The 13,085-nt window shown below is 69.7% G+C and carries 12 protein-coding genes; 7 read left to right on the top strand and 5 right to left on the bottom strand.

Features of this window, described 5'->3' with window-relative positions; genetic code table 11:
• The first annotated feature begins 72 nt into the window (after positions 1-72).
• From betC to BM198_RS10765, 3 genes are all read left to right on the top strand, one after another.
• Complete coding sequence (betC, locus tag BM198_RS10775) at positions 73-1,581, top strand: choline-sulfatase (RefSeq protein WP_074969868.1); 1,509 nt, start codon at positions 73-75, stop codon at positions 1,579-1,581.
• Positions 1,582-1,591: 10 nt separating this feature from the next.
• On the top strand, positions 1,592-2,518 hold the full coding sequence (choX, locus tag BM198_RS10770; protein WP_074969866.1) for a choline ABC transporter substrate-binding protein: 927 nt from the start codon (positions 1,592-1,594) through the stop codon (positions 2,516-2,518).
• A gap of 119 nt (positions 2,519-2,637) precedes the next feature.
• Complete coding sequence (locus BM198_RS10765; RefSeq protein WP_074969864.1) at positions 2,638-4,197, top strand: SulP family inorganic anion transporter; 1,560 nt, start codon at positions 2,638-2,640, stop codon at positions 4,195-4,197.
• 23 nt (positions 4,198-4,220) lie between these two features.
• On the opposite strand, the gene aroE is transcribed toward BM198_RS10765, so the two are convergent.
• Positions 4,221-5,045: a shikimate dehydrogenase gene (aroE, locus tag BM198_RS10760; protein ID WP_074969862.1), complete on the bottom strand. Its 825-nt coding sequence runs from the start codon at positions 5,043-5,045 to the stop codon at positions 4,221-4,223.
• Positions 5,046-5,201: 156 nt separating this feature from the next.
• A complete protein-coding gene (hemF, locus tag BM198_RS10755) occupies positions 5,202-6,119 on the bottom strand; it encodes an oxygen-dependent coproporphyrinogen oxidase (protein WP_074969860.1) in 918 nt (305 codons plus the stop codon).
• A 157-nt stretch (positions 6,120-6,276) separates the two neighbouring features.
• Between hemF and BM198_RS10750 the strand changes: the two genes are divergently transcribed.
• Entirely contained in the window at positions 6,277-7,254 is a 978-nt protein-coding gene (locus tag BM198_RS10750; protein ID WP_074969858.1) for an NADPH:quinone reductase, read from the top strand.
• Positions 7,255-7,311: 57 nt separating this feature from the next.
• Here BM198_RS10750 and BM198_RS10745 read toward each other — a convergent pair whose 3' ends face one another.
• The 3 genes from BM198_RS10745 to BM198_RS10735 form a co-directional block, all read right to left on the bottom strand.
• Complete coding sequence (locus BM198_RS10745; protein WP_044410112.1) at positions 7,312-7,869, bottom strand: L-threonylcarbamoyladenylate synthase type 1 TsaC; 558 nt, start codon at positions 7,867-7,869, stop codon at positions 7,312-7,314.
• 40 nt (positions 7,870-7,909) lie between these two features.
• Complete coding sequence (gene dprA, locus BM198_RS10740) at positions 7,910-9,010, bottom strand: DNA-processing protein DprA (RefSeq protein WP_074969856.1); 1,101 nt, start codon at positions 9,008-9,010, stop codon at positions 7,910-7,912.
• A gap of 84 nt (positions 9,011-9,094) precedes the next feature.
• On the bottom strand, positions 9,095-10,120 hold the full coding sequence (locus BM198_RS10735) for a LysM peptidoglycan-binding domain-containing protein (RefSeq protein ID WP_044410106.1): 1,026 nt from the start codon (positions 10,118-10,120) through the stop codon (positions 9,095-9,097).
• A gap of 141 nt (positions 10,121-10,261) precedes the next feature.
• Between BM198_RS10735 and def the strand changes: the two genes are divergently transcribed.
• From def to rsmB, 3 genes are all read left to right on the top strand, one after another.
• The gene (def, locus tag BM198_RS10730) at positions 10,262-10,768 is read left to right on the top strand and encodes a peptide deformylase (RefSeq protein ID WP_069561846.1); all 507 of its coding nucleotides are present in this window, start codon (positions 10,262-10,264) and stop codon (positions 10,766-10,768) included.
• Between the two features lie 61 nt (positions 10,769-10,829).
• Positions 10,830-11,774 carry a methionyl-tRNA formyltransferase gene (fmt, locus tag BM198_RS10725; protein ID WP_074969854.1) on the top strand — a complete coding sequence of 315 codons (945 nt, stop codon included), beginning with the start codon at positions 10,830-10,832 and terminating at the stop codon, positions 11,772-11,774.
• Positions 11,771-13,084 carry a 16S rRNA (cytosine(967)-C(5))-methyltransferase RsmB gene (gene rsmB, locus BM198_RS10720; protein WP_074969852.1) on the top strand — a complete coding sequence of 438 codons (1,314 nt, stop codon included), beginning with the start codon at positions 11,771-11,773 and terminating at the stop codon, positions 13,082-13,084. The genes fmt and rsmB overlap by 4 nt, the downstream gene beginning before the upstream one ends.
• The last annotated feature ends 1 nt before the right edge of the window (position 13,085 follow it).

The raw sequence follows: 13,085 nt of genomic DNA, 5'->3' as shown, positions 1-13,085 counted from the left end.
CCGGGACGAAGGGCTGACGCAATCATCAGCGCCAGCACTCTCGCATAATTCATCGGTATGGATAAGCGCACGATGAAACGCCCCAACATCCTCTTCATCATGGCCGACCAGATGGCCGCGCCGCTGCTGCCCTTCTACACCCCGTCCTCCCCGCTGAAGGTGCCGCACCTGGCACGCCTGGCCGCCGAGGGCGTGGTGTTCGACTCGGCCTATTGCAACAGCCCGCTGTGCGCCCCCTCGCGCTTCACCCTGGTGAGCGGGCAGCTGCCGTCGAAGATCGGCGCCTATGACAACGCCGCCGAGTTCCCCGCCGACATCCCCACCTACGCCCACTACCTGCGCCGCCTCGGCTACCGCACGGCGCTGTCGGGCAAGATGCACTTCTGCGGCCCGGACCAGTTGCACGGCTACGAGGAGCGCCTGACCAGCGACATCTACCCCGCCGACTACGGCTGGGCGGTGAACTGGGACGAACCGGACGTGCGCCCGAGCTGGTACCACAACATGTCCTCGGTGCTGCAGGCCGGGCCGAGCGTGCGCACCAACCAGCTGGATTTCGACGAGGAGGTGGTGTTCAAGGCCCGCCAGTACCTCTACGACCACGTGCGCCAGCGGGCGGACCAGCCCTTCTGCCTGACGGTGTCGATGACCCACCCCCACGACCCCTACACCATCCCGGCCGACTACTGGGCCCGCCACGACGAAGCGGCGATCCCCATGCCCCGGGTGCGCTTCGCCGACCACGAGCAGGACCCCCACAGCCAGCGCCTGCTGAAGGTCATCGACCTGTGGGGCAAGCCGCTGCCGGAGGCGAAGATCCGCGATGCCCGCCGGGCCTACTTCGGCGCCTGCAGCTACGTCGACGACCAGGTCGGCGCGCTGCTGAAGACCCTGGCCGAGTGCGGCCTGGCCGAGGACACCCTCGTGGTGTTCTCCGGCGACCACGGCGACATGCTTGGGGAGCGGGGCCTCTGGTACAAGATGCACTGGTTCGAGATGGCCGCCCGGGTGCCGCTGCTGGTGCACGCCCCGGCGCGCTTCGCGGCCCGCCGGGTGGCGGCCTCGGTGTCCACCGTGGACCTGCTGCCGACCCTGGTGGAACTGGCCGGCGGCCACCTGGAGGCGAACCTGCCGCTGGACGGTCGCTCCCTGCTGCCGCACCTGGAAGGCCGCGAAGGCCACGACGAGGTGCTGGGCGAATACATGGCCGAAGGCACCACCAGCCCGCTGATGATGATCCGTCGCCGGCAGTGGAAGTTCATCTACTCGGAGCAGGACCCGTGCCTGCTGTTCGACCTGGCCAACGACCCGCTGGAGCTGGAGAACCTGGCCGGCTCCGCCGAACACCAGGCGCTGCTGGCGACCTTCCTCGACGAGGCGCGGGCGCGCTGGAACGTCGCGGCCATCGCCGAGGCGACCCTCGCCAGCCAGCGCCGCCGCCGCTTCGTCGCCGAGGCCCTGGCCCAGGGCACGCTGACCAGCTGGGACCACCAGCCCTTCGTCGACGCCAGCCAGCAGTACATGCGCAACCACATCGACCTGGACGACCTGGAGCGCCGCGCGCGCTTCCCCCAACCCTGAGGACCGCCCCATGAAGACGCTGATCCCTGCCGTGGCCGCCGGCCTGCTGAGCACCACCCTGGCCCTGGCGGCGCAGGCCGAGGACGCCCGCTGCGCCACGGTGAAACTGGCCGACCCGGGCTGGAGCGACATTGCCGTGACCAACGGCGTGGCACGCCTGCTGCTGGACGGGCTGGGCTACCGCGCCGAGACCCAGACCCTGGCGGTGCCGATCATCTTCGCCGGGTTGCAGAAGGGCCAGGTGGACGCCTTCCTCGGCAACTGGATGCCGGCCCAGCAGAGCAACTACGACCGGTTCGTCGCCAGCGGCGAGGTGGACAAGCTGGCCGAGAACCTCACGGGCACCGAGTACACCCTGGCGGTGCCGCGCTACGCCTACGAGGCCGGGGTGAAGACCTTCGCCGACCTGGACAGCCATGCCGAGCGGTTCAAGCACACCCTGTACGGCATCGCCGCCGGCTCGCCGGCCAACGTTTCCATCCAGGAGATGATCCGGTCAAACGAGTTCGGCCTGGGCGACTGGAAGCTGGTGGAGTCCAGCGAGCAGGCGATGCTGGTGCAGGTGGGCCGGGCGGTGAAGCGCAACGAGTTCGTGGTGTTCCTCGGCTGGACGCCGCACCCGATGAACGTGCAGTACGACCTGGTCTACCTGAAGGGTGGCGAGCGCTACTTCGGCGAGAGCGGCAGCGTGAACACCCTGGCCCGCAAGGGCTACGCCCAGCAGTGCCCGAACGTGGGCCGGCTGCTGGCCAACCTGCAGTTCACCCAGGTGATGGAAAACAGCGTGATGGACCAGGTGCTGAGCGGCAAGGCCAGCAACGAGGCGGCGGTGAAGGCCTGGATCAAGGCCAACCCGGCAGCCCTGGAGGCCTGGTTGAACGGCGTGACCACCCGCGAGGGCGGCGATGGGCTGGCGGCGGTGAAGGCGAAGCTCTGAGCCCGACCGCTCACAGGCCCGGGGCGCTTTCACGGTCGAAACCGCGCCCACCGGGCGGGCTGGCAGCGTTGCCCTTCCCGAATGACCGCGCTCCCGCAACCGAGCCACAGCGACGCCCCATGCGCCCATCCCGTCTCTTCCCCTTCCTCCACTGGCTACCCGGCCTGCGCCCCCGGGCCGTCGGCCGGGACGCCCTGGTGGGGCTGACCGGGGCGGTGCTGGCGCTGCCCCAGTCCATCGCCTATGCGCTGATCGCCGGGCTGCCGGCGACCTATGGGCTGTATGCCGCCGTGGTGCCGGTGATCGTCGCCTGCCTGTGGGGCTCGTCGCGGCACCTGATCGGCGGGCCCACGGCGGCCATCTCGGTGGTGCTGATGGCCAGCGTCAGCCCCCTGGCCTTGCCGGGCAGCCAGGACTACATCGGCCTGGTGCTGCTGCTGACCTTTCTCGCGGGGGCCTTCCAGTTCCTCATGGGGCTGCTGCGCTTCGGCGCCCTGGCGAACTTCGTCTCGCAGTCGGTGGTGCTCGGTTTCACCCTGGGTGCGGCGTTGGTGATCGCCCTGGGGCAGGTGCCCAACCTGCTCGGCCTGGCGCCGCCGGAGGGTCGCGCCACAGCCTGGCAGAGCGCGCTGGCACTGGCCGCCCACCTGGGCGAGGCACGCGGGCCGTCGCTCACCGTGGCGGGGGTGAGCCTCGGCGTGTCGATTCTGGCGAGGGTGCTGGCGCCGCGCCTGCCGGCCCTGCTGCTGGGCCTGCTCGCGGGCAGCCTGCTGGTGATGGCGCTGCCCGGCCCGTTCGGCGCGGTGGCGCGGGTGGCGGCCTTCCAGGGCAGCCTGCCGCCACTGGCGACGCTGCGCTTCGATGCCGAGGACATGCTGCGCCTGCTGCCGTCGGCGGTGGCGTGCGGGCTGTTGGGCCTGGTCACCAGCCTGTCCATCGCCCGCGCCCTGGCCAGCCGCTCGGGGCAGGTGCTGGACGTGAACCAGGAAACCCGTGGCCAGGGGCTGTCCAACCTGGTCGGCGCCTGGTTTTCCGGCTACCTGTCGGCGGGCTCCTTCACCCGGTCGGGGCTCAACCTGCAGGCGGGCGCCGGCTCGCCCCTGGCGGGGGTGTTCTCGGCGCTGTGGGTGGCGCTGTTCGCGTGGGGCGGCGCGGACCTGATCGGCCACATCCCGCTGCCGGCGATGGCCGCCGGCATCCTGATGATCTGCTGGGGCCTGCTGGACGGGCGCGGGGTGCGCCAGCTGTGGCGGGTGAGCCGGGCGGAGTTCGCGGTGATGGCGCTGACCCTGGCGGCGACCCTGCTGCTGGAATTGCAGACGGCCATCTATGCCGGGGTGCTGGCGTCGCTGTTCTTCTACCTCAAGCGCACCTCGCAGCCGCGGGTGCTGCAGGCCCGGCAGGGTGAGGAGGAGGTGCTGCGCATCGAGGGGTCGATCTTCTTCGGGGCCTGCCCGTACCTGCAGCGGCTGATCCAGAAGAGCCAGGCCGGGCGCCTGGTGCTGGATGCCCACCACGTCAATTTCATCGACTACGCGGGGGTCAGCCTGCTCCACGACGAGGCCCGTCGCCTGGGCGGGGAGGGCCGCTGCCTGGTGCTGCGCCGGGCCCGCCCGCAGGTGGAGCGGGAGCTGCGCAAGCTGGAGGGCGAGGGCAGCGGCCTGCTGATCGAGCCGTAGCCCGGCGTCAGGCCGGGGGTCGCTCAGCCCTCGGCGAGCTGGCGACGCAGTTCGGCCAGTACCGGGGCGCTGTCGGGCAGCACGCCACGCCACAGCAGGAAGGCTTCGGCGGCCTGCTCCACCAGCATGCCGAGGCCGTCGAGGGTGCGCGCGGCACCGTGGCTGGCGGCCCAGCGGTTGAAGGCGGTCGGTTCCTTGCCATACATCATGTCGTAGCAGGCGGTGTGGCGCGGCTGGATGAGGCTGGGGGCGATGGGGGGCAGGTCGCCGGCCAGGCTGGCGGAGGTGCCGTTGATGATCAGGTCCACCGGTTCTTCCAGCCAGTCGAAGCCGCTGGCGGACACCGGGCCGAGGTCGGCGAACAGGCGGGCGAGGGCTTCGGCCTTTTCCACGGTGCGGTTGGCGATCACCAGGGACGCCGGCTTTTCCGCCAGCAGCGGTTCGATCACCCCGCGCGCGGCCCCTCCGGCGCCCAGCAGGAGGATGCGCTTGCCGGCCAGGGACAGCCTGGCGTTGCGGGTGAGGTCGCGGACCAGCCCGGCGCCGTCGGTGTTGTCCCCGAGCAGGCGGCCGTCGTCGAGCTTCTTCAGGGTGTTCACCGCACCGGCGCGCTGGGCGCGGGCGCTGAGCTGGTCAGCCAGTTCGAAGGCCTGCTCCTTGAAGGGCACGGTGACGTTGCCGCCCAGGCCGGTGGCGAAGAAGGCGCGGGCGCAGCCGGTGAAGTCGTCAAGCGGGGCGAGGACCGCTTCGTAGCTCAGCACCTGGCCGGTCTGCTCGGCGTAGAGGCGGTGGATGAGCGGCGACTTGCTGTGGCCGATGGGGTTGCCGAAGACGCAGTAGCGGTCCATGGGAAGTCCTTGGGGCAGGGCCGGGGCGGTTCGGAAGTCCGCTTCGGCGCGTCACGTTGGAAGGCCCGGCAGGGCGGGCCCGGATCAGCGGCGGAGTCTACATCGGTGGATGCGCTTGCCGGGTCCGGGCCGGCGCGCCTGGCCGGGCGCGGGGCGTCAGGGCTGGGTGGCCAGCCAGTCGCGGTCCTGGAGGAAGTACTCGGTCAGGCGCGCTTCTTCGCTGCCCGGCTCGGGCTTCCAGTCGTAGCCCCAGCGCACGTGGGGCGGCAGGGACATGAGGATGGACTCGGTACGCCCGCCGGATTGCAGGCCGAACAGGGTGCCGCGGTCGAACACCAGGTTGAATTCGACGTAGCGGCCGCGGCGGTAGGCCTGGAATTCACGCTGCTGTTCGGTGAAGGGGGTGTGGCGGCGACGGCGGATGATCGGCATGTAGGCCTCCAGGTAGGCGTCGCCGATGGCGCGCATGAAGGCGAAGCTGGTGTCGAAGTCCCACTCGTTGAGGTCGTCGAAGAACAGGCCACCGATGCCGCGCGGCTCGTTGCGGTGCTTGAGGTGGAAGTAGCGGTCGCACCAGGCCTTGTAGCGCGGGTAGACGTCCTCGCCGAAGGGGGCGCAGGCGTCGCGGGCCACCTGGTGCCAGTGCACGCAGTCTTCCTCGTGGCCGTAGTAGGGGGTGAGGTCGAAGCCGCCGCCGAACCACCACACCGGGGCCTCGCCTTCCTTCTCGGCGATGAAGAAGCGCACGTTGGCATGGGAGGTGGGTACGTGGGGGTTTTCCGGGTGGATCACCAGGGACACGCCCATGGCCTGGAAGCCCCGGCCGGCAAGCTCCGGGCGATGGGCGCTGGCCGAGGGCGGCAGGCTGGTGCCGAACACGTGGGAGAAGTTGACCCCGCCCTTCTCGATCAGCGCGCCGTTCTCGATCACGCGGGTGCGACCACCGCCGCCGGCGGGGCGGTCCCAGGCGTCCTCGAAGAAGCTGGCCTGGCCATCCTCGGCGGCGAGGGCGGTGCAGATGCGGTCTTGCAGATCGAGCAGGTAGGCCTTCACGGCCGCAATGTGTTCACTCACGTCGGATACACCTTGAGTCGGCTTGCGAGCGCCGCCGGACGGGGCTTGCGGGGAAAAAAGAGGGCGCAAGCATACCACCGCCGGGGGCTGGCGGTGGCTTGACGGCGATCAAGCGGAAGGCTTGGATGAGGGCCTTTCCCATGCAGGAGCCTGAACCATGCCCAGACGCATCCAGTTTTCCCGATACGGCGGTCCCGAGGTGCTGGAACTGGCGGAGGTGGCGCTGCCACAGCCCGGGCCGGGCGAGGTGCGGGTACGCAACCACGCCATCGGCCTGAACTTCATCGAGACCTACTACCGCAGCGGCCTGTACCCGGCACCGGGCTTTCCGTCCGGGCTGGGCAGCGAGGGCGCGGGGGTGGTCGATGCGGTGGGCGAGGGCGTGGCACGGGTGAAGGTGGGCGACCGGGTGGGCTACGCCACGGGCCCGCTGGGCGCCTACGGGGAGTTCCACGTGCTGCCCGAGGGGCACCTGGTGACGCTGCCGGATGCCATCGGCTTCGAACAGGCGGCGGCGGTGCTGCTGAAGGGGCTGACGGTGCAGTACCTGCTGCGCCAGACCCATGCGCTGGAGGCCGGCGAGATGGTGCTGTTCCACGCGGCAGCCGGCGGGGTCGGCTCCATCGCCTGCCAGTGGGCGAAGGCCGCGGGGGCGAAGCTGATCGGCGTCGCCGGCTCGGCGGATAAGGCCGCGCGGGCCAAGGCGCTGGGCGCCTGGGCGTGCATCGACAGCAGCCGCGAGGACGTGGTGCAGCGGGTGCTGGAGCTGACCGATGGGCAGAAGTGCCGGGTGGTGTACGACTCGGTGGGCAAGGACACCTGGGCGACCTCGCTGGAGTGCGTGGCGCCGCGCGGGCTGCTGGTGAGCTTCGGCAATGCGTCGGGGCCAGTCACCGGGGTCAACCTGGGGGTGCTGGCCCAGAAGGGCTCGCTGTTCGTCACCCGTCCGACCCTGGGCGGCTACGCGGACACGCCGGCACGCCTGCAGGCGATGGCGGACGAGCTGTTCGGGATGATCGCCAGCGGGGCGATCCGGGTGGAGATCGGCCAGCGCTATGCCCTGGCGGAGGTGTCGCGGGCCCATGCCGACCTGGCGGGGCGACGCACCCAGGGCTCCAGTGTGCTGCTGCCCTGAACGCATCAGCCCCGGCCAGTGCCGGGGCTGTTCCGGCCTGTAGGCCGGAGGCGGTCTTCAGGAGGGGCGGATCACCCGTCCGGTGGCCAGGTCACGGATGGTGCTGGGCTTGCGGCGGCCCCCCAGGGCGCCGCCGAGCACGGCGTCCAGTTGGCCGGGGAAGTACTGCTGGACCCGCAGGCGCGACATGGCGGCGGGCCGCCCGCCGGGGTTGGCGGAGGTGGAGACCAGCGGCCCGACTTCAGCGCACAGGGCGCGCACCAGGGGGTGGTCGGTGACGCGCAGGGCGACGCTGTCGTGCTGGCCGGTGATCCATTCGGGCAGCAGGCCCTGGTGGGGCACCAGCCAGGTGTTGGGGCCCGGCCAACTGGCGGTGAGCTGGTCGATCCAGGCGTCGGGCAGGCCGTCGAGGAGGAAGTCGAACTGCTGGATGTCGTCGGCCACCAGGATCAGGCCCTTTTCCACCGGCCGGTCCTTGAGCGCCAGCAAGCGGTAGACCGCGTCCGCATTCCACGGATCACAGCCCAGGCCCCACACCGCTTCGGTGGGGTAGGCGATCACGCCGCCTTCTCGAACGATCCGCGCCACGCGTTGAACCTGCCATTTGTTGACCATCGCCTGCTCCCGGAAAAACGATGGCGCGAGTGTACAGGGCTCACCCGCAGCGATGAACCCAGCGCCCCGCCTCGCAGGCGACACAGCCGTCGAGCTCCAGTTCGGTGAGGCTGGCCAGTACGCGGGGCAGGTCCCAGCCGCTGGCATGGGCCAGGGCCTCGCTGCTGTAGGGGGCGGCGCGCAGCAGGTCCAACAGCGGGTGCTGGTGGGGGGCTTCGATCGGCTTGGCAACTGGGAGCGGTGCCACCTGCTGCCAGCCCCGCAGGGCTTCGAGGATGTGCTCGGTGGTCTCCACCAGCACGGCGCCTTCGCGGATCAGTTGGTGGCAACCCCGCGCGCCAGGGTGGTGGATGGAGCCGGGCAGGGCGTAGACCTCGCGGCCCTGTTCGGCGGCCAGCCGGGCGGTGATCAGCGAGCCGCTGGAGGGGCTGGCTTCCACCACCAGCACGCCCAGGGACAGCCCGCTGATGATGCGGTTGCGACGGGGGAAGTTGGCGGCCTGGGGCGGGCAGTCCAGGGGCAGTTCGGACACCAGGGCGCCGCCCCTGGCCAGCAGGTCCCGGGCCAGCCCGGCATGGCGCCGGGGGTAGAGCCGCTGCAGGCCGGTGCCGAGCACGGCGATGGTCTTGCCGCTGGCATCCAGCGCGCCCTGGTGGGCGGCACCGTCGATGCCCAGGGCAAGGCCGCTGGTGATGGTGAACCCTCCGCCAGCCAGGGCACAGGCGAAGGCGTGGGCGTTGTCGAGCCCGGCGGCGGAGGCGCGACGGCTGCCGACGATGGCCAGTTGCGGGGTCTCCAGCAGGCCGGGGTCGCCCTGGAGGAAGAGCAGCGGCGGGGCGTCCGGCAGTTCGGCGAGCAGGGCGGGGTAGCGCGGATCATCCCAGGTGATCAGGTGGCAGTCCGGCCCTTCCAGCCAGGCCAGCGCATGGGCGGCCCGCTCGCGGATGGCGGCATCCCGGCGCGGGCCGGCACAGGCTTCCGGCAGGCCGAGGGAGCGCCAGGCGGCAGCCGGGGCGCTGAGCGCGGCAGAGGCGCTGGCGAAGGCTTCGATCAGGGTATGAAAACGGCGAGGGCCGACTTCGGGGAGGCTGTGCAGGCGGAGCCGGGCTTCCAGCTCGGCGGGGGAGAGGGCGGGCGGCATGGGATTCGTCCTTGACCGGTGCCGCATGGCGCGGCTGGCCGCCCTGTATACAACAAGCCCCCGCTAGGCGGGGGCTGATTGGCACTACGGATTTTGTACCTTGTCCATCACCTGCAACTGGCGACTCGCCGCGAGAATCAGACCATAGCTGAGCTTGTCGTAGGTGCGGAACACCATCAGCAGGCCGGCACGCTCGTCGGGGATCTTCACCATCTCACCGGTGACCCGATCGCGGACGGTTTCGCCGGTCTTGTAGACCGCCAGTACGTTGCCTTCGGCCAGGCCATCGCGCTTGCCCTTGTTCAGGGTGACCACATCAAACTGGCCGATCTGGCTCACACCTCGAGGTACATCGAGGATTAGCCCTTTGACCTCGCGGTCGGGCGCACTCGGCATGAAGGTCGAGGTGATGGAGCGCTCTTCGGTGGGGAAAAGACGATCCCCCAGGCGAACTTCCTGGGTCGAGCGTGTCAGGGCCATGGTGGTGACATCCCCCTCTTGGGCAACCACGTTGGCGCCACCGATGTCATCGGCATTGATGCCCAGGAATTCCTCGGTATCCGGGTCGATGTAGGTCTTGCCCTGGCGGAAAATGCCGTAGGAGGCACCTGCGGGGTCGATCTTGCCGCGTGCATAGACGCGGTCACCCGCGCCACTGACAACACGCTCGGCGTTACCCGCGACGATGTACGGAATACCCTCGAACTGCTCAGGGGTATCAACGATGCGGTTCGACAACAGGAAGCTGTTGATCGCCTCCAGCGGAATGGTCGGAATGGCCTCGGCCATCGGTGTGCTGCGAACACGAGGCGACAGCTTGATGGTGCCGCGGGACGCGCCGCGATCCAGCACCAGGCGCGGCTGGCCATCGACATACACCAGGCTCAGGGTGTCACCGGGGTAGATGAGGTGCGGGTTCTGGATCTGCGGGTTGGCATGCCAGATTTCCGGCCATTTCCAGGGTTCGCTGAGGAACTTGCCGGAGATGTCCCAGAGTGTGTCGCCACGGACCACCGTATAGCGTTCCGGATGGCCGTCCTTGAGCTCCACCGCAGCCTGTGCCAGCCCGTTGGCAGCCAGGAGCAGCAGGGCGAGTAGTGATTTCCTCATGCGGTGAATCCCTTTATTATGTGCGTTCACGCGAAACGGCCTGAAAGCCGCCCCAACCGGGCTTTTCAGGCGTTTTTCAATGCTGCTCATCATCTTAGCAGCGGATTTTGACTTTATTCCACAAGTGCATCACAAACCCATATGGCGATCCTGAACATCCTCGAATTCCCTGATCCGCGCCTGCGCACCATCGCCAAACCGGTGGAGGTGGTGGACGACGCGCTGCGCCAGTTGATCGACGACATGTTCGAGACCATGTACGAAGCCCCCGGCATCGGCCTGGCGGCGACCCAGGTGAATGTGCACAAGCGCGTGGTGGTGATGGACCTGTCGGAGGACAAGTCCGAGCCGATGGTCTTCATCAATCCCGAGTTCGAGTCCCTGACCGACCAGATGGACCAGTACCAGGAAGGCTGCCTCTCGGTGCCCGGCTTCTACGAGAACGTCGACCGCCCGCAGAAGGTCAAGATCAAGGCCCTGGACCGCGATGGCCAGCCATTCGAGATGATTGCCGAAGGCCTGCTGGCGGTGTGCATCCAGCACGAATGCGACCACCTCAACGGCAAGCTCTTCGTCGACTACCTCTCCAGCCTCAAGCGCGACCGGATCAAGAAGAAGCTGGAAAAGCAGCACCGCCAGCAGGCTTGATCCCCGAACCCCAAAGGCTTGCTCCGGCAAGCCTTTTTCTTTTTAGTAGAGTGAGCCCCGCATGACCCAAGCCCTGCGCCTCGTCTTCGCCGGCACCCCGGAGTTCGCCGCCGAACACCTCAAGGCCCTGCTCGACACCCCTCACCAGATCGTTGCCGTGTACACCCAGCCCGACCGCCCCGCCGGCCGCGGCCAGAAGCTCATGCCCAGCCCGGTCAAGCAGCTTGCCCTGCAGCACGGCCTCCCGGTCCTGCAGCCGCCGACCCTGCGCGACCCTGCCGCCCAGGAGGAACTGCGCGCCCTTGCCCCGGACCTGATGGTGGTGGTCGCCTACGGCCTGATCCTGCCGCAGGTAGTGCTGGACATCCCGCGCCTCGGCTGCATCAACAGCCATGCCTCGCTGCTGCCGCGCTGGCGCGGCGCCGCACCGATCCAGCGGGCGGTGCAGGCGGGCGACGCCGAGAGCGGCGTCACCGTGATGCAGATGGAGGCGGGTCTCGACACCGGCCCCATGCTGCTCAAGGTCACCACCCCGATCACCGCCGGCGACACCGGCGGCAGCCTGCATGACCGCCTTGCACAGCTCGGCCCCCAGGCCGTCGTCCAGGCCATCGCCGGTCTTGCTGCCGGCACGCTGCAGGGCGAGGTGCAGGACGACGCCCTGGCCACCTACGCCCACAAGCTCAACAAGGACGAGGCGCGGATCGACTGGAGCCGCCCGGCCGACGAGCTGGAGCGCCTGGTGCGTGCCTTCAACCCCTGGCCCATCTGCCACAGCACCCTTGACGGCCAGCCGCTGAAGGTGCTCGCTGCCGAGCCCGCCGAAGGCCGCGGCCAACCCGGCCAGATCCTCGACGCCAGCAAGGACGGCCTCACCGTGGCTTGTGGCGAAGGCGCCCTGCGCCTGACCCGCCTGCAACTGCCCGGCGGCAAGCCCCTGGCCTTCGCCGACCTCTACAACAGCCGCCGCGAACAGTTCGCCCCCGGCCAGGTGCTCGGCGCATGAGCCCGCGCCTCGCCGCCGCCCGTGCCCTGGCGGCCGTGCTCAACGGCAAGGCCTCCCTCGGCGGCAGCCTGCCTGCCCAGCTGGACAAGGTGGACCCGCGCGATCGCGGCCTCGCCCAGGACCTCGCCTTCGGCGCCGCCCGCTGGCAACCCCGCCTGTCGGCCCTGGCCGAGCGCCTGCTGCAGAAGCCCTTCAAGGCGGCCGACCGTGACGTCGAAGCCCTGTTGCTGGTGGGCCTCTACCAGCTGTTCCACACCCGCATCCCGCCCCACGCGGCCATCGGCGAAACCGTCGGCTGTGCCGACAAGCTGAAGAAGCCCTGGGCCAAGGGCCTGCTCAACGCCGTGCTGCGCAATGCCCAGCGCCAGGGCGAGGCGATCTTCGCCGAGTTCGAACGCGACCCGGCCGTACGCACCGCCCACCCACGCTGGCTGCAGAAGGCCCTGAAGGCTGCCTGGCCGGAACAGTGGGAAGCCGTCTGCGCGGCCAACAATGCCCACCCGCCGCTGATCCTGCGGGTCAACCGCCGTCACGGCGACCGCGATGCCTACCTCGCCGAACTGCGCCAGGCCGGGATCGAAGCCGAACCCTGCCCCTTCAGCCGCGACGGCATCCGCCTGGCCGAAGCCTGCGACGTCACCGGCTTGCCGGGCTTTTCCGAAGGGCGTGTCAGCGTCCAGGACGAAGCCGCGCAACTGGCCGCCGACCTGCTGGAACTGGCACCCGGCCAGCGGGTGCTGGATGCCTGCTGCGCCCCCGGCGGCAAGACCTGCCATTTGATGGAAGCCGAACCCGGCCTGGCCCAGGTGGTGGGCGTGGACCTGGAGGAAAGCCGCCTGGTGCGCGTGCGCGAAAACCTGGCGCGCCTGGGCCTGGATGCCCAGTTGATCGCCGCCGACGGCCGCGACACCGCGAGCTGGTGGGACGGCAAGCCCTTCCAGCGCATCCTGCTCGATGCCCCGTGCTCGGCCACCGGCGTGATCCGTCGCCACCCCGATATCAAGCTGACCCGCAAGGCCGAGGACATCGCGCCCCTGGCCACCCTGCAAGGCGAGCTGCTGGACGCCCTCTGGCCGACGCTCGAAGTGGGCGGCATCCTGCTCTACGCCACCTGCTCGGCGCTGCCGGCGGAAAACAGCGAGAACATCGCCGCCTTCCTCGCCCGCACCCCCGGCGCGCGGGAGCTGGATATCGCCGGCGGGTTCGGCCTCAAGCAACCCCATGGCCGCCAGCTGCTGGCCCAGGAAGACGGCCATGACGGCTTCTACTATGCCAAGCTGATGAAGATCGCCGCGTCTCCCCGCGGCTAAC

The sequence above is a fragment of the Metapseudomonas otitidis genome (assembly GCF_900111835.1).
Taxonomy (GTDB): Bacteria; Pseudomonadota; Gammaproteobacteria; order Pseudomonadales; family Pseudomonadaceae; genus Metapseudomonas; species Metapseudomonas otitidis.
This window is presented reverse-complemented; position numbering and strand designations above follow the sequence as displayed.

Coding starts and splice junctions, on each gene's coding strand:
- betC (WP_074969868.1), top strand. CDS start 73: ATGAAACGCCCCAACATCCTCTTCATCATGGCCGACCAGATGGCCGCG.
- choX (WP_074969866.1), top strand. CDS start 1,592: ATGAAGACGCTGATCCCTGCCGTGGCCGCCGGCCTGCTGAGCACCACC.
- BM198_RS10765 (WP_074969864.1), top strand. CDS start 2,638: ATGCGCCCATCCCGTCTCTTCCCCTTCCTCCACTGGCTACCCGGCCTG.
- aroE (WP_074969862.1), bottom strand. CDS start 5,045: ATGGACCGCTACTGCGTCTTCGGCAACCCCATCGGCCACAGCAAGTCG.
- BM198_RS10750 (WP_074969858.1), top strand. CDS start 6,277: ATGCCCAGACGCATCCAGTTTTCCCGATACGGCGGTCCCGAGGTGCTG.
- BM198_RS10745 (WP_044410112.1), bottom strand. CDS start 7,869: ATGGTCAACAAATGGCAGGTTCAACGCGTGGCGCGGATCGTTCGAGAA.
- dprA (WP_074969856.1), bottom strand. CDS start 9,010: ATGCCGCCCGCCCTCTCCCCCGCCGAGCTGGAAGCCCGGCTCCGCCTG.
- BM198_RS10735 (WP_044410106.1), bottom strand. CDS start 10,120: ATGAGGAAATCACTACTCGCCCTGCTGCTCCTGGCTGCCAACGGGCTG.
- def (WP_069561846.1), top strand. CDS start 10,262: ATGGCGATCCTGAACATCCTCGAATTCCCTGATCCGCGCCTGCGCACC.
- fmt (WP_074969854.1), top strand. CDS start 10,830: ATGACCCAAGCCCTGCGCCTCGTCTTCGCCGGCACCCCGGAGTTCGCC.
- rsmB (WP_074969852.1), top strand. CDS start 11,771: ATGAGCCCGCGCCTCGCCGCCGCCCGTGCCCTGGCGGCCGTGCTCAAC.